General features: G+C 70.2%; 20 protein-coding genes and 1 pseudogene. 11 read left to right on the top strand and 10 right to left on the bottom strand.

Translation table 11 applies throughout. The annotated features are described in order from the left end of the window. Positions 1–95: 95 nt before the first annotated feature. The gene (locus OHA64_RS45220; RefSeq protein WP_405623069.1) at positions 96–596 is read right to left on the bottom strand and encodes a DUF6328 family protein; all 501 of its coding nucleotides are present in this window, start codon (positions 594–596) and stop codon (positions 96–98) included. Positions 597–739: 143 nt separating this feature from the next. On the opposite strand from OHA64_RS45220, the gene OHA64_RS45215 reads away from it, so the two are divergent. Both OHA64_RS45215 and OHA64_RS45210 read left to right on the top strand, forming a co-directional pair. Then, positions 740–1,165 carry a hypothetical protein gene (locus OHA64_RS45215; RefSeq protein ID WP_405623068.1) on the top strand — a complete coding sequence of 142 codons (426 nt, stop codon included), beginning with the start codon at positions 740–742 and terminating at the stop codon, positions 1,163–1,165. A gap of 140 nt (positions 1,166–1,305) precedes the next feature. Continuing rightward, entirely contained in the window at positions 1,306–1,653 is a 348-nt protein-coding gene (locus tag OHA64_RS45210; protein WP_405623067.1) for a hypothetical protein, read from the top strand. A 74-nt stretch (positions 1,654–1,727) separates the two neighbouring features. Here OHA64_RS45210 and OHA64_RS45205 read toward each other — a convergent pair whose 3' ends face one another. Both OHA64_RS45205 and OHA64_RS45200 read right to left on the bottom strand, forming a co-directional pair. Next, positions 1,728–2,711, bottom strand: coding sequence for an aldo/keto reductase (locus tag OHA64_RS45205; protein WP_405623066.1), 984 nt, complete (start codon positions 2,709–2,711; stop codon positions 1,728–1,730). Positions 2,712–2,841: 130 nt separating this feature from the next. Beyond that, positions 2,842–4,053 (bottom strand): FAD-dependent monooxygenase, encoded by a 1,212-nt coding sequence (locus OHA64_RS45200; RefSeq protein ID WP_405623065.1) that lies wholly within the window; start codon positions 4,051–4,053, stop codon positions 2,842–2,844. Positions 4,054–4,257: 204 nt separating this feature from the next. On the opposite strand from OHA64_RS45200, the gene OHA64_RS45195 reads away from it, so the two are divergent. Next, positions 4,258–4,710, top strand: coding sequence for an SRPBCC family protein (locus tag OHA64_RS45195; RefSeq protein ID WP_405623063.1), 453 nt, complete (start codon positions 4,258–4,260; stop codon positions 4,708–4,710). Positions 4,711–4,720: 10 nt separating this feature from the next. Here the strand turns inward: OHA64_RS45195 and OHA64_RS45190 are convergent, their stop codons facing one another. Beyond that, complete coding sequence (locus tag OHA64_RS45190; protein ID WP_405623061.1) at positions 4,721–5,449, bottom strand: ribonuclease H; 729 nt, start codon at positions 5,447–5,449, stop codon at positions 4,721–4,723. A gap of 31 nt (positions 5,450–5,480) precedes the next feature. Continuing rightward, on the bottom strand, positions 5,481–6,281 hold the full coding sequence (locus OHA64_RS45185; RefSeq protein ID WP_405623060.1) for a VOC family protein: 801 nt from the start codon (positions 6,279–6,281) through the stop codon (positions 5,481–5,483). A gap of 197 nt (positions 6,282–6,478) precedes the next feature. Here OHA64_RS45185 and OHA64_RS45180 point away from each other — a divergent pair, with 197 nt between their 5' ends. Further along, a complete protein-coding gene (locus OHA64_RS45180) occupies positions 6,479–7,396 on the top strand; it encodes an SGNH/GDSL hydrolase family protein (RefSeq protein WP_405623059.1) in 918 nt (305 codons plus the stop codon). A gap of 146 nt (positions 7,397–7,542) precedes the next feature. Here the strand turns inward: OHA64_RS45180 and OHA64_RS45175 are convergent, their stop codons facing one another. Further along, positions 7,543–8,025 (bottom strand): VOC family protein, encoded by a 483-nt coding sequence (locus tag OHA64_RS45175; RefSeq protein ID WP_405623058.1) that lies wholly within the window; start codon positions 8,023–8,025, stop codon positions 7,543–7,545. 123 nt (positions 8,026–8,148) lie between these two features. Between OHA64_RS45175 and OHA64_RS45170 the strand changes: the two are divergent. The 3 genes and pseudogenes from OHA64_RS45170 to OHA64_RS45160 all read left to right on the top strand — a co-directional run bounded on the left by OHA64_RS45170 (position 8,149) and on the right by OHA64_RS45160 (position 10,724). Then, positions 8,149–9,361: pseudogene (locus tag OHA64_RS45170) on the top strand (epoxide hydrolase family protein). A gap of 119 nt (positions 9,362–9,480) precedes the next feature. Then, positions 9,481–10,119 (top strand): ATP-dependent Clp protease proteolytic subunit, encoded by a 639-nt coding sequence (locus tag OHA64_RS45165; protein WP_405623057.1) that lies wholly within the window; start codon positions 9,481–9,483, stop codon positions 10,117–10,119. A gap of 2 nt (positions 10,120–10,121) precedes the next feature. Further along, positions 10,122–10,724, top strand: a complete 603-nt coding sequence (locus OHA64_RS45160; RefSeq protein WP_405623056.1) for a ClpP family protease — start codon at positions 10,122–10,124, stop codon at positions 10,722–10,724. Between the two features lie 22 nt (positions 10,725–10,746). Here the strand turns inward: OHA64_RS45160 and OHA64_RS45155 are convergent, their stop codons facing one another. After that, positions 10,747–11,199, bottom strand: a complete 453-nt coding sequence (locus OHA64_RS45155) for a helix-turn-helix domain-containing protein (protein ID WP_405623055.1) — start codon at positions 11,197–11,199, stop codon at positions 10,747–10,749. Between the two features lie 537 nt (positions 11,200–11,736). Here OHA64_RS45155 and OHA64_RS45150 point away from each other — a divergent pair. Continuing rightward, the gene (locus tag OHA64_RS45150) at positions 11,737–12,627 is read left to right on the top strand and encodes an RNA polymerase sigma factor SigF (protein WP_405623054.1); all 891 of its coding nucleotides are present in this window, start codon (positions 11,737–11,739) and stop codon (positions 12,625–12,627) included. A 124-nt stretch (positions 12,628–12,751) separates the two neighbouring features. Here OHA64_RS45150 and OHA64_RS45145 read toward each other — a convergent pair whose 3' ends face one another. Then, a complete protein-coding gene (locus OHA64_RS45145; RefSeq protein WP_405623053.1) occupies positions 12,752–13,219 on the bottom strand; it encodes an ATP-binding protein in 468 nt (155 codons plus the stop codon). Positions 13,220–13,443: 224 nt separating this feature from the next. Between OHA64_RS45145 and OHA64_RS45140 the strand changes: the two genes are divergently transcribed. Both OHA64_RS45140 and OHA64_RS45135 read left to right on the top strand, forming a co-directional pair. Next, positions 13,444–14,772: a streptophobe family protein gene (locus tag OHA64_RS45140; RefSeq protein ID WP_405623051.1), complete on the top strand. Its 1,329-nt coding sequence runs from the start codon at positions 13,444–13,446 to the stop codon at positions 14,770–14,772. Further along, complete coding sequence (locus tag OHA64_RS45135) at positions 14,769–15,185, top strand: nuclear transport factor 2 family protein (protein WP_405623050.1); 417 nt, start codon at positions 14,769–14,771, stop codon at positions 15,183–15,185. The genes OHA64_RS45140 and OHA64_RS45135 overlap by 4 nt, the downstream gene beginning before the upstream one ends. 128 nt (positions 15,186–15,313) lie before the next feature. Here OHA64_RS45135 and OHA64_RS45130 read toward each other — a convergent pair whose 3' ends face one another. After that, positions 15,314–15,724, bottom strand: coding sequence for a hypothetical protein (locus OHA64_RS45130; protein WP_405623049.1), 411 nt, complete (start codon positions 15,722–15,724; stop codon positions 15,314–15,316). 336 nt (positions 15,725–16,060) lie between these two features. On the opposite strand from OHA64_RS45130, the gene OHA64_RS45125 reads away from it, so the two are divergent. Then, positions 16,061–16,444 (top strand): nuclear transport factor 2 family protein, encoded by a 384-nt coding sequence (locus OHA64_RS45125; protein WP_405623048.1) that lies wholly within the window; start codon positions 16,061–16,063, stop codon positions 16,442–16,444. Positions 16,445–16,616: 172 nt separating this feature from the next. Here OHA64_RS45125 and mgrA read toward each other — a convergent pair whose 3' ends face one another. Further along, positions 16,617–17,612 carry an L-glyceraldehyde 3-phosphate reductase gene (mgrA, locus tag OHA64_RS45120; protein WP_405623047.1) on the bottom strand — a complete coding sequence of 332 codons (996 nt, stop codon included), beginning with the start codon at positions 17,610–17,612 and terminating at the stop codon, positions 16,617–16,619. Between the last annotated feature and the right edge of the window lie 51 nt (positions 17,613–17,663).

Raw genomic sequence — 17,663 nt, 5'->3', positions numbered from 1 at the left:
GACCCCCTGTGGGACATGTTCCGCGCTGATCGCCGCGAGCGTGTCCGTCCTGCTGTTCGGCCGCCCGCACGACCGTCAACTCGCCGCGCTCGGTGTCACTTCGTCGTATGACGCTGCCGGACCAGCAGCGGTACCAGGAACCAGCACAGCAGGTACCAGGCGACCACTCCGGTGACCAGCCACGGCACATACCCGTCGTGCGTGGCCACCCGGAGGATCAACAGCAAGGACGACGTCATGGTGGCGAGCAGCAGCACCAGGCCGACGAAGGTCATCCGGGAGGCCCACTCCACCGACTGCGGCTTGACCCGCCGACCGGACACCAGACGGTGCAGGGACACCGGACCGATCAGCGCGCCGGTGGCGCACGCGCCCAGCACCACCGTCACGATGTAGATGGTCTTGTCCGTGTCAGCCAGGTCCGCGTACCTCGGTGTGAACACGACCGTCAGCAGGAAGCCGAACAGGATCTGCACGCCCGTCTGGGCGACCCTGACCTCCTGGATGAGCTCCCCCCACTTGCGGTCGGCTCTCTCCTCCTCCGTCTCGTTGCGCCCCGTGTTGTTCGTGTCCGGTTCTTTCCCGATGGCCGACAAGCTTCCTCCCTTCCCGATCGAACCTCGCTTCGTTCTTGTGCACCGAGTTCCCTCTTTTACGCCTTCTTGACCGGTCATGACGGGGACCACAAGGCGGCGCAACGAACGTGTTTGCGACGGAGGTGAACGGCAAACCGGTTCCCATGACGGATTCGGACAAGGAAACGAACAAGAAGACAGCCGCCGCCACCACCGCCGCCAAGGCACGGCAGAACGCGGACAAGGCGACGGCCCCGACGACACGGACCGCGCGGGCAGCCGCCACGAAGACCGACGAGGCGGCCTCGACCGCGAAGGCGGGCGCCCAGCGGGCGGCCGACGCGACCAGCACGGCCGCGCACACCGCGGCCAAGAGCGTGGAGGTGGGGCGCCAGGCGCTAGTCTCGGCCTCGGGACAGGTGGCCGCCGGCGCGAAGACGGCCTGGACGGTGATCAGCCACCGCAAGCTCGTCGCCGCGGGCGTCAGTGCCGGTCTGACCGCACTGGGCGCCGTGTCCTTCGCGGCGGGCCGCCGCACCGAGCGCCACACCCAGGGGCCGGTCACCCGCCTGACCGGCGGCCGCTTCTGAGCGGTGGACACCGGCCGGCCGGGCGACTGTTTCAGCGATCACCGGACGGTTACACGGACCGCGGGACGGATGGCGTGTCGGCTTTGGCCGGCACGCCTCCGGCCCGTCCGACGTCCACTATCCGAGGAGTCCCGTTGACCATGTCCGGCACCGAGCTCACTGTCACACTCAGCGGCGGCAGCACCGCCGACGCACGGGCGGTCGTGCGGGCCCTGGAGCCTGCCTTCGGCTCCGCGCGGGAACTGCCCGCCGACAAGAACGCCACGGTCCACACGGCCACGTTCGACAGCGGTACGACCGACCGGTCGGCCGCGGTCGCGCAGGACACCGCCGATCGCCTATCCGCGCCGGTGACCGTCACCGTGCAGGGCACACCGCAGGCCGTGGAGAAGGCGAGCAGCACACTGGCCCAGGCCTTCCCGACGCACGACCAGGGGGTGGCCTCGGGCGACCAGGAACAGGAGAGGCAGCTGGTCCTGGAGCCCTGAACCCACGAAGGGCAGGCCTTGAAGGTCGGGCTCTGAAGGCCGGTGCGCCGGGCCGCCGAGCCCGTTCCGGCGTCCTACCAGCGTGCTTCGACCTGCTCCTTGATCCGCCGGTCGTAGAGATCGTCGATCGCGGTGAGCGTCGCCTCGGACAGCTCGGGCAACTTGGCGGCCTGCGCGTTGGCGCGGGCCTGCTCGGGCGAGCGGGCACCGGGGATCACGCTGGTCACACCGGGCTGCTGGACGATCCAGCGCAGCGCCAGCTGGGCCGGGGTGTATCCCTCCGGGGCGAGCGCGGCGAACTCGGCGGCGGCCTCGACGCCCGTCGTGTAGTCCACGCCTGCGAAGGTCTCCCCCACGTCGAAGGCCTCACCCTGCCTGTTGTAGGTGCGGTGGTCGTTCTCGGGGAACATCGTGTCCTTGGTGTACTTGCCCGACAGCAGGCCCGAGGCCAGCGGGACCCGGGCGATGACCCCGACGCCGGCCTCCCGGGCCGCCGGGAGCACCTCACGCAGGGGCTTCATGCGGAACGGGTTCAGGATGATCTGCACGCTCGCCACACCCGGCCGCGCGATGGCCGTCAGGGCTTGCGCACAGGTCTCCACGCTGACGCCGTACGCGGCGACGCGCTCCTCCTCGACGAGGGTGTCGAGGGCGTCGAAGACCTCGTCCGTGGAGTAGACGGGCGTCGGCGGGCAGTGCAGTTGCACCAGGTCGATACGGTCGACGCCGAGGTTGCGGCGTGAACGGTCGTTCCAGGCACGGAAGTTGTCGAGGACGTAGTTCTCCGGGAGCTGGTCGGCACGGCGGCCCATCTTCGTCGCGACCAACACATGCAGATCAGGGCGCCCGCCCAGGAAGGCGGCGATGGTCTGCTCGCTGCGTCCGTCGCCGTACACGTCGGCCGTGTCGAAGAAGGTCACCCCCGACTCGGCCGCCGCCTCCAGCACCGCCACCGCTTCCTTGTCGTCGACGTCTCCCCAGTCGGCGCCGAGTTGCCAGGTCCCGAGACCGACGACGGATGCGTGCTGTTGCGACCTACCGAATGTGCGCTCGTCCATGGCGTCAGTCTGTCATCCGTCCCATGGACCCGCGGAAGGGGACGCTCCGCCCGGTGACCCGTCGGCGGACACCTCTTGGAACCGTCGCGGTTTCCCGCGCCCCGCCACCACCGCAGCCGCCGTACGGGAGCTACCTGCGGGAGGCCAGCGCCCGCGCGTGCACGGTCCGCGCCACCTTCGGGCCCAGCCAGCGCTTGAACCGGCGCAACGCCTCCAGCTGCCCGGCAGCCTTGTCCATCCGGTAGTACAGCTGGGGCGGGACGTACGGCAGCAGGGGCGAGTGGCGCTGGCCTAGCAGGGCGAACATCTGGTCCGGGGGCAACTGGATGTAGCGGGGCAGGTTCTCGTACCACTGGGCGCTGTGGCGGGCCGCGCTCTGGATGGAGAGGAGGGCCTGCTTGCGTTCCCGCTCGTAGTGGGCGAGAGCCTGCGGGAGGGCCGCGTGCTCGTGCAGGACTTCGGCCAGAGCGATCGCGTCCTCCAGGGCGAGAGTGGTTCCGGCGCCGATGGAGTAGTGCGTGGTGTGGGCCGCGTCGCCGAGCAGGACGAGGTTGTCGTGGTGCCAGGTCTGGTTGGTGAGGGTACGGAAGTTCAGCCACTGGGCGCCGCCCTGGCCCGCGGAGCGGCCGATCAGGGCGTGCCCGTCGAGCACATCGGCGAAGAGCTTCTCCAGGAGGGCGAGTCCGTCGGCCTCGTCGGCCCGGTCCAGCCCGAGTCCGGCCCAGGTCTCCGGGGCGCATTCGACGACGCAGGTGCTGCGCTCGGGGCTGAAGGGGTAGCCGTAGCACCAGATCCAGCCGTGGTCGGTCTCGACGAAGGCGAAGGTGAAGGCGTCGAAGACCTTGGTGGTGCCGAGCCAGACGTAGTGGTTGAGGCCGGCTCTGATCTCCTCGCCGAAGCGGTCGGCGCGCCCGCCGCGCAGTGCGCTGCGCACCCCGTCGGCCGCCACCACCAGGTCGGCTTCCGGGAGGTTCCGCTCCGTCACCTCGTGCTCGAACTCCAGCCGTACGCCGAGGGACCGGGCGCGCCCGGCAAGGATCTCCAGCAGACGGTGCCGGCCGATGCCGAAGCCTTCGTCGCCCGGGTGTCGCGTGGCGACGCCCCGGACGTGGGCGACGCCGTGGTTCCAGCGCACCGAGTGTTCCAGGACGGCGGCGGCAGACTCGGGGTCGTGCGTGTACAGCTTGTCGAGCAGTCCGCGCCAGTAGGTCACACCCCAGCCGTAGGTCGATCCCTCCGGGTCGCGTTCATGGACGGTGATGTCGTAGGAGGGATCCCGCCGCTTCAGCAGGATCGACAGATACAGCCCGGCGGGCCCGCCACCGACACAGGCGACCTTCACGCGCACCCCTAGTTCAGTTGCTCGATTACTCAAAGTGGTCGATCGGCAACGCAGGGTAGCAGGAGAGGTGTGGCCCACGGGCTCGTGAATCGCGCCGCCCCCAACACCTTCGACACCGACTGACGATCTCCGGTTCGCGGTTTGCCCCGCAGGTCACGGGTACCCGCGCGGGACCATCCGACGAGACGAAGGAGGCGATGACCTGTGTCCCAGGTCGAGGAATCCATCGAGGTCGGTGTCCCCGTGCACACCGCCTACAACCAGTGGACCCAGTTCGAGTCGTTCCCCGAGTTCATGAACGGGGTGGAGCGCATCGAGCAGCGCACGGACACGCTGACGCACTGGGTGACCAGTGTGAACGGGGTGCACCGGGAGTTCGACGCGGAGATCACGGAGCAGATCCCGGACGAGCGGGTCGCCTGGACCACGGTCGGCGGCGAGGCCAAGCAGGCGGGTGCGGTGACGTTCCACCGTCTCGACGAGCAGCACACCAAGGTGATGCTGCAGATGGACTTCCATCCCGACAGCGTCACCGAGAAGGTCGGCGACAAGCTCGGGGTCGTGAAGCGGCAGACCAAGGGCGACCTGGAACGCTTCAAGAAGTTCATCGAGGAGCGCGGTCAGGAGACCGGGGAGTGGCGCGGCACGGTCGTGTGACCGCCGCGCGCTATCCGGCGGCCGCCGTACGGCACTCCGGATGGCCCCAGCCCTGATCGTTCTTGGCGATGGGTTCCCCGGCCGCGTACGGGCGTCCGCAGACGCAGCGGCCGGGGAACTTCGCCTTGATGGTCCGTGCGGAGCCGCCGCGCCCGCCGGATGCCTTGGCGCCGGCCTTGGTTCCGGTCTTCGTCCCGCTCGAACGCGCCCGCGGGGCGCGCGTTGTGGGCGTGTCCGGTGCGGCCGGCGGCTCCGGCGAACCGAGTCCGCTGCCCGCGGGCTCCTGCACGATCGCGGCCTGGCTCGCGGCGCGGTCCGCGAAGTCGTTGAGCCGGTCCCCGTCGACCTGGTGGGCGGGCACGTAACGGAACTCGACGGAGCGGCCGTCGAGCAGTTCGTCGATACGGACGACCAGCTCCTGGTTGGCGACCGGCTTGCCCGCGGAGGTCTTCCAGCCGTTGCGCTTCCAGCCGGGCAGCCAGGTGGTGACGGCCTTCATCGCGTACTGGGAGTCCATCCGGACCTCCAGCGGCACGTCCGGGTCGGTCGACGCCAACAGCCGTTCCAGAGCGGTCAGTTCGGCCACGTTGTTGGTGGCCTTGCCGAGCGGCCCCGCCTCCCACCGGGTCGGGCACTCCGACTCGTCGGCGACGACCCAGGCCCAGGCCGCCGGCCCGGGGTTTCCCTTCGAAGCCCCGTCACACGCGGCCACAACACGTTCACGCATACGCCCGATCATGCCATGGCCGCGCGGGGCGTCCGGACACCCGTCAGGAGACGTCCGCGACCTGCGGCATCTCCCCCGTCGTCGTCGTGACGTCGATCACCGAGAAGCTCGCGCCCTGCGGGTCGCTGATGGCGGCGAAGCGCCCGAACGGGGTGTCCATGGGCCCGAATCGCAGCACGCCACCGAGCTTGGTGGCCCGCGCGACGGCGTCGTCGCAGTTGTCGACGGTGAAGTACACGTTGATGTACGGCGGCACCTCGGGCGGGAACTCCTCCGTCATCTTCATCCGGCCGAGCACCATGTTGCCGTCGACCTCGAACATACGGAAGTCGACCGCTTCGTCCTGCATCTGCTTCACGGTGTACGGGAAGACGGCCGGGAAGAACGGATCCGACTTCCCGGGCTCACGGGTGAAGACCTCGGCCCAGCAGTACGCGCCGGCCTGCTCGGGCGGCGCCTCGAACCCCTCGTGGGTCCCCGCCTGCCACACGCCGAAGACGACGCCGCTGGGGTCGCGGGCCAGGCACATGGTGCCGAAGTCGCCCACCTGCATCGGCTCCATCACCACCTCGCCGCCGTTCTCACGGATCTTGCCGGCGGTGGCCGAGGCGTCCGGGGAGGCGAGATACAGGCACCACTGCGAGTGCCCCTCCTGACCCGGCATCGGCGGTACGACGGCGGCGACCGCCTTTCCGTCGGCGTAGGCCTGGGTGTAGTTGCCGTACTCCGACGACGACTCGCCGAAGGTCCAGCCGAGAACGTCACCGTAGAAGCTCTTCGCTCCCTCGATGTCGCTGAACATCGCATCGGCCCAACAGGGGGTTCCCTCAGGTTGTACGGCCATGGCTGCGGCCCTCTCCCGATCGGTGAATGGTCCGGTTTCTCACGCTATCCATCCGCTCGCCCCGCCGCGCGCCGAACGCGTAGATCCGCTGCGTCCTGTCGGTGGGGCGGCTGCCCCAGGGGTCGTACGTCTTCCTCCTGGGACCCGGCTGTGCTTGCCTGGGGAGCCGTTTCGCCGGCCGGGACGGGAGTGGTCGCATGCGCCGTGCGTGGATCGTGGTGGTGCTCCTCGCCGGGCTGCTGCTCAGTGCGTGCACGGACCCGGCGTCCGGCCCCAAGGAGCCGCCGCCCTCCCCGGACGTACCCTCGGCCGCCACCGAACACCGCAGGCCGGCCACCAGCCCACCCGCCACCTCACGCGCCCCCGCGCGGGCGCCCACCGTGCTGTACCTCGGCGACTCGCTGGCGATGGAGAGCCAGCGGGTCCTCGGCCAGGAGTTACGGCGGGATCTGGACGCGCGGTACACCAGCGCGCCGTATTCCGGGACCACGTTGTGCGACTACCTGGAGGGCACCGGGGCGCGCTCCCTGGTGCCGGACCGGGACAAGGCGGCCGCCCTGGTGCGCGCCTCGCACCCGGACTTCGTGGTGTTGCAGTTCTGGGGCAACGCGTGGGGCTACACCTGGTGCATGGACGGCATCACGTACGCGGGTTCCCGCACCGCCTACTTCGCGCGGTACGCGGCCGACGCCGAGCGGCTGACCGAGCAGATCACGGCGGCCGGCGGGGCGAAGCGGCCCCGGATCGTGTGGGTCTCGCAGGGCCCGGACCCGCTCACCCCCGACCGCGTCCGCCGGGTGAACACGCTCTACGAGAACCAGGCCGCGGCCTCCGGCGATCTCGTCGTCGACGCGGGCCGGGCGGTGAGCCCCGCCGGCGCCCGCCAGACCTGGGTCCAGTACCTGCCGTGCACCGACTACGAGCACGCCCACCCCGACTACTGCACCCAGCCCGACCGCGACCGCACGGCCCTTCACCTCGACAAGGACTACCTGCACTTCTGCCTGGCGCCCACCACGTCCACTCCCCGGCCGTGTCCGGTTCGCTCACCGGGCATCCTGCGCATCGCCCGCGAGATCACGCGGGCGATCGCGGAACGGGCCGGCGAGCCGTGAGCGGAGGGGGCAAAAACCTTCGACACGGGGGCCGTGGAATCGCCGGGACTCACGGCATGTGATCGCGGAGGTCCTGGCCGAGGCGGGATGACTGCGGGCGGCCACGGGCCCTACGTGGTCCGTGGCCGCTCCCCGGCACCGGGACGTCACTCGCCCGCGTAGGCCTTCTCCAGGGCGGCGATGTCGAACTTGCCCATCGCCATGAAGGCCTTGGTCGTACGGGCCGCCTTCTCCGGGTCCGGGTCACTGATCATGTCGATCAGGTGGTCGGGTACGACCTGCCAGGACAGGCCGTACTTGTCCTTGAGCCAGCCGCAGGGGCCGGGCTCGCCGCCGGCCTCGGTGAGCTTGGTCCAGTAGTAGTCGATCTCCTCCTGGTTCGCGCAGAAGATCTGGAAGGAGACCGACTCGTTGAACTTGAACTGCGGGCCGCCGTTCAGCGCGACGAACTTCTGGCCGTTGGCGGTGAACTCCACGGCCAGCACGGAGCCTACGGGCCCTGCTCCTCCCTCGACGTTGCGGCCGACGCGTCCGACGCTGGAGTTCTTGAAGATCGACACGTAGTAGTGGGCGGCTTCCTCGGCCTGGCCGTCGAACCAGAGGCACGTGGTGAATCCGTCGGTGGTCATGAGTCCTCCTGGGCGTGTGGAACACGGTCACCTGTGTCGACCGATCCTCGCCCCGAAACTCATCGGTCGCGTGGGCGATTAATCCAGGTGGCCGCTACACCGTTCGCACCTACCATCGCGATCATGACGTCTTCTCCCGCCCACGGTGGCATCAGTTTCCATCCGTTCCGCATCGACATACCGCAGAGGGAACTGGACGACCTGCACGACCGCCTCGACCGGATCCGGTGGCCGGACGAGCTGCCAGGGGTGGGCTGGGCGTACGGCGTTCCGGTCGGGTTACCTGCGCGACCTGGTGCGGTACTGGCGGCACGAGTACGACTGGCGGGCGGCGGAGGCGCGGCTGAACGAGTGGCCGCAGTTCACGACCGAGATCGACGGCGCGCGGGCGCACTTCGCGCACATCCGCTCCCCCGAGCCGGACGCCACCCCGCTGGTCATCACACACGGCTGGCCGGGGTCGATCGTCGAGTTCCTGGACATCGTCGGGCCGTTGACGGACCCGGCCGCACACGGCGGTGACCCCGCCGACGCCTTCCACGTCGTGCTGCCGAGCATTCCCGGCTTCGGGTTCTCGGGGCCCACCCGGGAGACCGGCTGGGAGGCGCGCCGGATCGCCGACGCGTGGGTGGAGCTGATGACGGGCCTCGGCTACGACAGGTTCGGCGCGCAGGGCGGCGACTGGGGCGCCGGCATCTCCCGCGAGCTGGGACGCGCCCACCCCGACCGGGTCCTCGGCATCCACCTCAACCTGCTGCCCGGTGGGCAGCAGGCCACCGAGCCGACCGCCGAGGAGCTTCAGGCACTGGGTCCCGCGGAGAGGGAGCGCACGCTCATCTCCTGGCGTCGGTGGGAGGAGTGGTCCCGCGACAGCACCGGCTACTTCCACGTGCAGTCCACCCGGCCGCAGACCCTGTCGTACGCGCTCACGGACTCACCGGTGGGCCAACTCGCCTGGGTCGTCGAGAAGTTCCAGGAGTGGACGGACTCCGGGGAGCTGCCCGAGGAGGCCGTCGACCGGGACCAGATGCTGACGAACGTGATGCTGTACTGGCTGACGGGCACGGCGGGTTCGTCCGCCCGGGTCTACTACGAGCGGGCCCACGCCCGGGGCGAGCGGATCGCCGCCCCGCACGAGCCCTCCACCGCGCCGACGGCGGTGGCGTCCTTCTTCGGCGACCCGCAGATCCCGCTGCGCCACAAGGCGGAGCGGACGGAGAACATCGTGCGCTGGACGGAGTTCGACCGGGGCGGTCACTTCGCGGCGATGGAGGAGCCCGACCTGCTGGTGGGCGACGTGCGCGCCTTCTTCCGGCAGTTGCGCGAGAAGGGCTGACCGCCCGCCTCCGGCCCTCTGCCCTCAGCGAATCTGCCGCGGGCAGAGATTCAGCGTCCTGGCACCGTCCGAGGTCAAGAGTGGAGTCGACGGCATCCCCGCGACCACAAGGAGAACCGATGACTCCACTCACCACGCTCGCTCCGCGGGCCGAGGAGGGCGACACCGCGCCCTCCCGCTTCGACGACCAGCTGGCCGCACAGCTGCTCGGGCAGCGCATCGTCCTGTTGGGCACCCAGGTCGACGAGGTCTCCGCGAACCGGGTCTGCGCCCAGCTGCTGATCCTGTCCGCGGAGGACCCGCGCACCGACATCAGCCTGTACGTCAACAGCCCTGGCGGCTCGGTGCACGCGGGGCTGGCCATCTACGACACCATGCGGCTGATCCCGAACGACGTCTCCACCCTCGCCATGGGCTTCGCCGCGAGCATGGGCCAGTTCCTGCTGAGCGTCGGTGCCCCCGGCAAGCGCTACGCGCTCCCCAACTCGCGGATCATGATGCACCAGCCGTCGGCGGGCATCGGCGGCACCACCGCGGACATCGAGATCCAGGCGGAGAACCTGGAGCACACCAAGCGGACCATCGAGCGGATCACCGCGGAGCACACCGGCCAGAGCCCGGAGACCATCTCCAGGGACGGCGACCGCGACCGCTGGTTCACGGCCGAACAGGCCCGGGAGTACGGCCTGGTGGACCGGGTCGTGGAGTCCCTCGCGGACGTCCGCCCGGCCGCCTCGAAGCGACGGATGGGGCTGTGACCATGGGGAGCTACACGATTCCGAACGTCGTCGAGCGGACCCCGCAGGGCGAGCGGTCGTACGACGTGTTCAGCCGGCTCCTGTCGGAGCGGATCATCTTCCTGGGGACCGAGATCGACGACGGCGTGGCGAACGTCGTGATCGCGCAACTCCTCCACCTGGAGTCCTCCGCCCCGGAGAACGAGATCGCGATCTACATCAACTCGCCCGGCGGATCGTTCACTTCGCTGATGGCGATCTACGACACGATGACGTACGTGCAGGCTCCGATCTCGACGTTCTGCGTCGGACAGGCGGCCTCCACGGCGGCCGTGCTGCTGGCCGGAGGGGACCCCGGACGGCGGTTCGTCCTGGAGCACGCGCGCGTGCTGCTCGGGCAGCCGGCCAGCGGCGGACGGCAGGGCACCGTGTCCGATCTCGCCCTCCAGGCCAAGGAGATGGTCCGGATCCGCTCCCAGGTGGAGGAGGTGCTGGCACGGCACACCCACCACGACGTCGCGACGCTGCGCGCGGACATGGACCGCGACAAGGTGTTCACCGCCCAGGAGGCGGTGGCGTACGGCCTGGCCGACGAGGTGGTGAGTCGGCGCCTCGTGACGGTCTGAGGCGCCGGCCCCGAGCGGTTCGTCAGGCGGCCAGGCAGAGCCCGTTGTACGGAGCGGTGGACCGGCCGCGGCTCCGGACGGACCGGGTCTGGCGGGTGAGCTCGCCCTGCGCCAGCGACAGCAGGTCGCCGAGCCCCAGGCCGAGGGCGTGGGCGGCGGCCGCGAGGACCTCCGAGGAGGCCTCCTTGCGGCCGCGCTCGACCTCCGAGAGGTACGGCATGGAGATCCGGGCCGCGTCGGCGACGTCCTTGAGGGTGCGGTCCTGGGCGAGGCGTTCACGGCGCAGGACGTCGCCGACCAGGTCGCGCCACAGGGGTTCCTTCGGCGCGCGGGGTTCGAGGGGAGAGGGGGCCGGCGGCGCCTGGCGGGGCGGGGACGCGGCGGGCCGTTCGGACGCGGGGCGGGCGTTCCCCGGGCGCGCGGCAGGCGGGCGCAGGGGAATCACGCGGGCTTGGTTCGGCGCTTGGTCGCTCACCTCTCAAGACTAGGTTTCCTCAACCGTGAACGGCCCGGCATTCCGCCCTGGGTGGAATCACGGCGCGATGCGGTGGTGCCGTAGGACGTTCACGACCGTGCTCCTCGGCCGGCACTCCGCGGAACCGGAATCGCACCTTTTCGGCCAGATGGCGCAGCGACCCCGGCAGCGAGAGATTCGGCGGCGGCATCGAGCGGTCGGCGGCCCCCGGACCTTCGCCCTGCCATCTCCAGGGGTGAAGGTCCGGGGCCCGCAGAAATCCCGTCTGTCTCCGGGAGATCGGTGACACGGGCAGGCGTGCGTGGTCGCGGCTGCGGCCCACCGCCGATTTTCCGCCTCTCGGCAACTTCATGGGAATGCGTCATGATGGCCCGGGTAGGCGCAAGACCGAAGGACCTGGAACGGTTCGTCGGTTCGCGGCCGACATGCATATGTCACCGCGATGCGGGTACCCGTAGGCCGCGAAGCCGGAGCAGGACCCGAGACGACCCAGGACGAAGAGGCAGAGGTCGAGCCGTGACTTTCGAGGGAGAGGTAATGGACACCGCCGTGATCCGGTCTGAGGCACAGGTCGTGAGGCAGACCGCCGGGACCAGGACGACGGGTGACGGGCCGCTGCCTGGAGTCGAGAACCCGCGGACCGTGGCACCTCGTGACGCCCGAGCGCTTTCCCGCCAGTTCTTCAAGCGACTGACCGAGCTTGAGGAAGGCACGCACGAGTACCAGTACGCGCGGAACACGCTCATCGAGATGAACATGTCCCTCGTGCGGTTCGCGGCGGGCCGGTTCCGCGGTCGCGGCGACGACATGGAGGACATCGTCCAGACCGGGATGATCGGTCTGATCAAGGCCATCGACCGCTTCGAGCTGTCACGCGAGGTCGAGTTCACGTCGTTCGCGCTCCCCTACATCGTCGGCGAGATCAAGCGGTTCTTCCGTGACACCACCTGGGCCGTGCACGTGCCGAGGCGGCTGCAGGAGCTGCGCGTGGAGCTGGCGAAGGCCCGGGAGGAGCTCGCCAGCCGCCTGGACCGCGAGCCGACCGTGGCCGAGCTCGCCACCCTGATGAACATCGCCGAGAACGAGGTGGTCGAGGCCCAGATCGCCTCCAACGGCTACAACTCCTCCTCGCTGGACGCGGCGCTCACCGGAGACGGGGCGGAGGGCGGCGAGGCCGTCCTCGCCGACTTCATCGGTGTCGAGGAGGACGGGCTGCGGCTCGTGGAGGACTTCCAGTCCCTCGCCCCGCTGATGGCCGAGCTGAGCGAACGCGATCGGGAGATCATCCACATGAGGTTCGTGGAGGAGGCCACCCAGGCGGAGATCGGCGAGCGTCTCGGCTGCTCGCAGATGCACGTGTCCCGACTGATCAAGCGGATCATCACCCGACTGCGCCAGGGCATGCTGGGCGAGCTGGGCTGCGCCTGACCACCCGGACCGGACACTGAATCGCGGGTGCCGCCCCCACACGGAAGGGGGGGGCGGCACCCGCGATTCAGTGTGCCGTCAATGTTCTCAATGTCCCAGGACCTCGGTGGGCCGCAGTCAGCGGTCAGGGCGTCGGTCGTTCCCCGCTCAGCCCGATGACGGCGCGTACCCGCTTGCCGACCGGCACCCGCTCGACAGCGATCTCGGCGGCCAGCGCGTGGACGATCTCCAGTCCGTGCCGGCCGATGCGCTGCGGGTCTTTGGGGAAGCGCCGGGGCAGGGCGGCGCTGCTGTCGTAGACCACCACCGCGACCGACGTGTCCGTGCCTTCCAGTTCAAGGATGTACGGACCGTCGCTGTGCCGGTCCGCGTTGGTGACCAGTTCACTGACCACGAGGAGCAACTCCCCCTCGGTGCGACGGCCCACGTCGGCGCACCACTCGGTCCTGAGCTGCTCCAGGAAGCCCGCGGCGAAAGCCCGCGCCTCGGCAATACATCCCGGCTCACCGGTGTAGTGTGCCGCCCGCCATAGCGGTTCCACGGGCACGTCGAAACCAGTCGGTATCACTGCCCCGTCCAGGTGCTCGATCATGCGTTTCTCTCTCGGAAGCCGGACTGGCCGGACGCTGCTGCACCAGTGCTCGTACCCCAAGCCGAGCATCGCAGTCCCCGAGTCCCCGTGACGCCCCTTACGCCGGACCGGTGGTGATCGTGGTGCCCGGCCCGAGGGGCGCGCCGCCCTACCGGTCGCCGGCAGGCCGACGCGGACGGCCCTCCCGGCGGGCGCGTGACCCGACGGCTGCTTAGCGTGGCAGCGTGAGTCCGCCGCCCCCTGATGACCAGGCAGTCTTCGCACGCCACGGCTGGGTGCAGGCCGCGGCCACGGTGGTGGGCGCGGTGATCGTCATGGGTGTGACGGCCGCATTGGGACTGTGGGCGGCTGGTGCGGCGGACCTCCCCGACAACGCGTTCCCCCGGGTGGTCGCGGCCACGATCGTGACGGCCGTGGGCGGCACGATCGAGTTGTCGGCAAACGCCGGGGCGCTGGCGGACACGCGCGCGGGGCTGACTGTGATCCCGCTGTCGGTCACGCTCGTGGGTGTCCTGGCGCTCGGCGCGGGCTTCCTGCGTCCGCTGCGGCACCGAGCGGTCGCCCGGACCACCGAACTGGCCGGCTGGGCGGCCCGGATCGCCGTGCTGTGGCTGGCGGCGCTCCTCGGTCTGGCCTACGGGGCACGCCAGACCTTCGCACTCTCCCTCGGGGACGGCATGCCGGCCGACCTCGGAGACCTGCTCGGCGTGGCGCCGAAGGTGGGTTTCACCACGGACGTACCGCTGACCCTCGTCCTCGGCCTACTGTGGCTCGGCGGTGTGCTGGTGCTGGCGCTGCTGGTGTCGCGTGGGGCTCCGCTGCCGCCGGGGCTGCTCCGCTTCCAGCAGTCGGTGCGCCCTGCCGCGCACGCCATGGCGGTGCTGCTGCTCGCGTGCGTGGTCCTCGGCGTCCTCATCGGCCTCGTCGTCGCGGCGACCCGAGGCCACGCGGCGGAGACCTGCGCGTTGATCCTGCTCGGTATGCCGAACCTGGCCTGGCTCACACTCACGATCGGTCTGGGCGCCACCTGGAACGGCCGGGTGGAGGGACCGTTCGGGCTGCCCGTGCCGCATGTGCTCGACGAGGTGCTGCGTGGCCGGGACACCGCGTCGCTGAACCTCGGCACGATCGCCGAGTACGACAGCCGGGTGTGGTGGCTGGTGGCTGTGAACGCGGTCCTGCTGTCGGCCGCGGCCTTCGCCATGGCGGCCCGGTCACCGGCCCGGACGCGCTCCTGGCAGCACGCCCTGCACATGGCGGTGGCCCTCACCCTCACGGTGCTCATGATCTGCCTCGTCGGCCCCATCTCCGCGCACTACGGCCTGTCCCTGCTCGGCATCGGCGATCTCGGGGGCGGCCTCCGCGGGGAGCTGTTCCTCGAGCCCGAGCTGTGGGCGGCGCTCGGTCTGGCCGCGCTGTGGGGCCTGGTCACCGGCTTTCTCGGCGGGCTGCCGGCGCGCCCCGTACGGCGGCGCGTCGCGGCCAAAAACGGCTGGAACCGGTGCGGCCGGATGTGGGAGCGTGCGATCCGTCGACGAAAGGGCAGGGCATGACACCGACGCTCGAAGACCGCTTGGCCGTCCACGAGTTGATCGCGCTGTACGGGCACCTGGTCGACGCCGGGGAGCTGGAGCGTTCGGCGGAGGTCTTCACCACGGACGTCGTCTACGACCTGTCCGACTTCGGACAGGGCGAGGTCGTCGGCCTCGCCGCCCTGATGAAGGCGGCGCTGGCCCGGGGCGCGCGGAACCCGGTCGCACACCACGTCACCGATGTGGTGATCGAGGGGCGGACGGCTGATGGCGGGTTGCGGGTCAGATCCAAGGGACTGGGCGTCATGTCGGACGGCTCGTGCGGGTCCGTGACGTACGAGGACCTCGTGGTGCGGGTCGCCGACGGCTGGCGGATCAGCCGCCGCAGGGTGGTGGCACGGCGGGTGCCGCTGAACGGGCTCGGTCAGGCCTGATGGGCACGAAGCTCGGCAGGCCGACGCGAGACGACCAGTGACCTCGGTACGACCGGCCACTCCGTCGTGGCTGAAATCTACCGATACGTCAACTCGCGCGCCTGATGCGGCTTTCTCGAGGGCGCTGCTCAGGCGACGGGCGTGAAGAGTGCCGCGGCGGTGCGCTGCATCCGCAGGGCGTCGACCGACTCCGCCAGCAGCTCGTACTCGGTGGTGTCGTCGAAGGCGGCGATCCGGACCAGTCGCCCGGCGGCCAGCTCATCGGCGACCCGCTCCTGTTGGGTCGGATCCGCGCACCAGGCGCGCAGTACGGCGGGCACGTCGGTCACCGTGTCGCCGACGGGGACGAGCGCACCGGCCGGTAAGTGCTCGGCCTCCGGCCGGGGGTCGAGCCGGTCGGCCATCCAGGAGGCTCGGTCGCGCAGCCACCACAGGGCGAGAGCGAGGGTGGGGGCTCGGTAGGTCCCCAGGGGTACGCCGATGCGCCGACCGTCGCAGGTGCCGTACCCCGTGACGTGACACAGGAACTCGTCGTGCACGATCCACTCCCCCGTTGCTCTGCCGGCCTGTCGGCCGGGCCTCGCCCTCGGTGCGGTTCATGCGCTGTGCGTGATCGACCCTTCGCTGGATGTGAAGTGCCTAGCTGTTGAGTATGTTCACTACTGAAACACTGTCACCACATCTTTCCGGCCAGTCTCCTGGCATATTCACCGCCCGACATGGCCGAAATGCCATGGGTGCTCTGCACGGCCGTCATGACCTGAGGGGTAATCGACCGGCGCCGCCGATCCGGGCAGAGTTGCGGTACCGGATCGGCGAGAGCCCGGATCCGGCTTCCGACCAGCAGGTACGTCCTCGATGGAGGCTGATCTCCCATGCCCGCGAACACCGACCGTTACGAGAGTGCCGTCGCCCACTACTTCGAGGCCTGGAACACCCGGGAGCCCGAGGCACGGGCCAAGGCGGTCGCCGCCGTCTGGACCGAGGACGGCACCTACACCGACCCGGTCTCCGATGCAGGCGGCCACGAGCAGATCGCGGCGGTGATCGCGGGGGCCCATGAGCAGTTCCCGGGCTTCGTCTTCCGGCTGACCGGCGCGGTGGACGGGCACCACGACACCGCCCGCTTCTCCTGGGAGCTGGTGAACGAGACCGACGGCTCGGCGCCGGTGGCCGGCTCCGACGTGATCACCCTGGACGCGGACGGCCGGATCAAGGCCGTGCTGGGTTTCCTGGACCGGGTGCCCGCAGGAGCTTGAGGGACGTCGCCACGATGAGTCTCCGCGCTGCCGGTGGTCTTCTGGGAGCGGGGGACACGATGACCTTGCGGCTGGAAGAGCGGCCCGGCTGACGCGGCCGGGCACCGACCTGGAGGTCGGCGCCCGGCCGGTGACGAGATCGTGCGGGGTCATGCCCCGCACACCCTGAGGCTCACCGCCTAACGATCGCCTCGATCCGCGCCAGCTCCTCCGCGTCGAAGTCCAGGTTGCGGATGGCACCGACGCTGTCCTCGAGCTGCTGCGCGCTGCTCGCGCCGACCAGGGCGGAGGTGACCCGGCCGCCCCGCAGCACCCAGGCCAGGGCGAGCTGGGCCAGGGTCTGGCCGCGGGACTTGGCGATGTCGTTCAGCTCACGCAACTGCCCCACCAGGTCCTCGGTGACCGCGTCCGAGTTCAGGAACGGGCTGTCGCTCGCCGCCCGCGAGTCCTCGGGGATGCCGTCGAGGTAGCGGCCGGTCAGCAGGCCCTGCTCCAGCGGGGAGAAGACGATCGAGCCGACCTGGAGCTCGTCCAGCGCGTCGAGGAGGCCCTCGTCCTCCGGGCGGCGGTCGAGCATCGAGTAGCGGGGCTGGTGGATGAGCAGCGGGGTGCCCAGCTCGCCCAGGATGCGGGCGGCCTCGCGGGTCTGCTCGGCCGAGTAGTTGGAGATCCCGACGTACAGCGCCTTGCCCTGCTGGACAGCCGAGTGCAGCGCGCCCATCGTCTCCTCCAGGGGAGTCTCCGGGTCGGGGCGGTGCGAGTAGAAGATGTCGACGTAGTCCAGGCCCATCCGCTTCAGGCTCTGGTCCAGCGAGGACAGCACGTACTTCCGCGAGCCCCACTCGCCGTACGGACCGGGCCACATCAGGTAGCCGGCCTTGGTGGAGACGACCAGCTCGTCGCGGTAGGACGCGAAGTCGGCCTTCAGGGCCTCGCCGAAGGCGGACTCGGCGGCGCCGGGCGGCGGGCCGTAGTTGTTGGCCAGGTCGAAGTGGGTGACCCCGAGGTCGAAGGCACGGCGCAGGATGACGCGCTGCGTCTCGACCGTGCGGTCCGCCGGGCCGAAGTTGTGCCACAGGCCGAGCGACAGCGCGGGAAGCTTCAGACCGCTGCGTCCGGTGCGCCGGTAGGGCATGTCCGCGTAACGGTCGGGGTGTGCGGTGTACAACGCGACTCCAGAGGGGTTGGCACGGTGGAACCTGGTTCCCAGGGAACCGGT

The organism is Streptomyces sp. NBC_00076 (genome assembly GCF_045041235.1).
Lineage (GTDB): Bacteria > Actinomycetota > Actinomycetes > Streptomycetales > Streptomycetaceae > Streptomyces.
The sequence above is the reverse complement of the archived record's forward strand: the minus strand, read 5'-3'. Positions and strand labels throughout refer to the sequence as shown.

What these genes read in the sequence shown, in the direction of transcription:
- OHA64_RS45215 (WP_405623068.1), top strand. Translation starts at nt 740, where the DNA reads ATGACGGATTCGGACAAGGAAACGAACAAGAAGACAGCCGCCGCCACC.
- OHA64_RS45210 (WP_405623067.1), top strand. Translation starts at nt 1,306, where the DNA reads ATGTCCGGCACCGAGCTCACTGTCACACTCAGCGGCGGCAGCACCGCC.
- OHA64_RS45205 (WP_405623066.1), bottom strand. Translation starts at nt 2,711, where the DNA reads ATGGACGAGCGCACATTCGGTAGGTCGCAACAGCACGCATCCGTCGTC.
- OHA64_RS45190 (WP_405623061.1), bottom strand. Translation starts at nt 5,449, where the DNA reads ATGATCGGGCGTATGCGTGAACGTGTTGTGGCCGCGTGTGACGGGGCT.
- OHA64_RS45185 (WP_405623060.1), bottom strand. Translation starts at nt 6,281, where the DNA reads ATGGCCGTACAACCTGAGGGAACCCCCTGTTGGGCCGATGCGATGTTC.
- OHA64_RS45180 (WP_405623059.1), top strand. Translation starts at nt 6,479, where the DNA reads ATGCGCCGTGCGTGGATCGTGGTGGTGCTCCTCGCCGGGCTGCTGCTC.
- OHA64_RS45175 (WP_405623058.1), bottom strand. Translation starts at nt 8,025, where the DNA reads ATGACCACCGACGGATTCACCACGTGCCTCTGGTTCGACGGCCAGGCC.
- OHA64_RS45165 (WP_405623057.1), top strand. Translation starts at nt 9,481, where the DNA reads ATGACTCCACTCACCACGCTCGCTCCGCGGGCCGAGGAGGGCGACACC.
- OHA64_RS45160 (WP_405623056.1), top strand. Translation starts at nt 10,122, where the DNA reads ATGGGGAGCTACACGATTCCGAACGTCGTCGAGCGGACCCCGCAGGGC.
- OHA64_RS45150 (WP_405623054.1), top strand. Translation starts at nt 11,737, where the DNA reads ATGGACACCGCCGTGATCCGGTCTGAGGCACAGGTCGTGAGGCAGACC.
- OHA64_RS45145 (WP_405623053.1), bottom strand. Translation starts at nt 13,219, where the DNA reads ATGATCGAGCACCTGGACGGGGCAGTGATACCGACTGGTTTCGACGTG.
- OHA64_RS45135 (WP_405623050.1), top strand. Translation starts at nt 14,769, where the DNA reads ATGACACCGACGCTCGAAGACCGCTTGGCCGTCCACGAGTTGATCGCG.
- OHA64_RS45125 (WP_405623048.1), top strand. Translation starts at nt 16,061, where the DNA reads ATGCCCGCGAACACCGACCGTTACGAGAGTGCCGTCGCCCACTACTTC.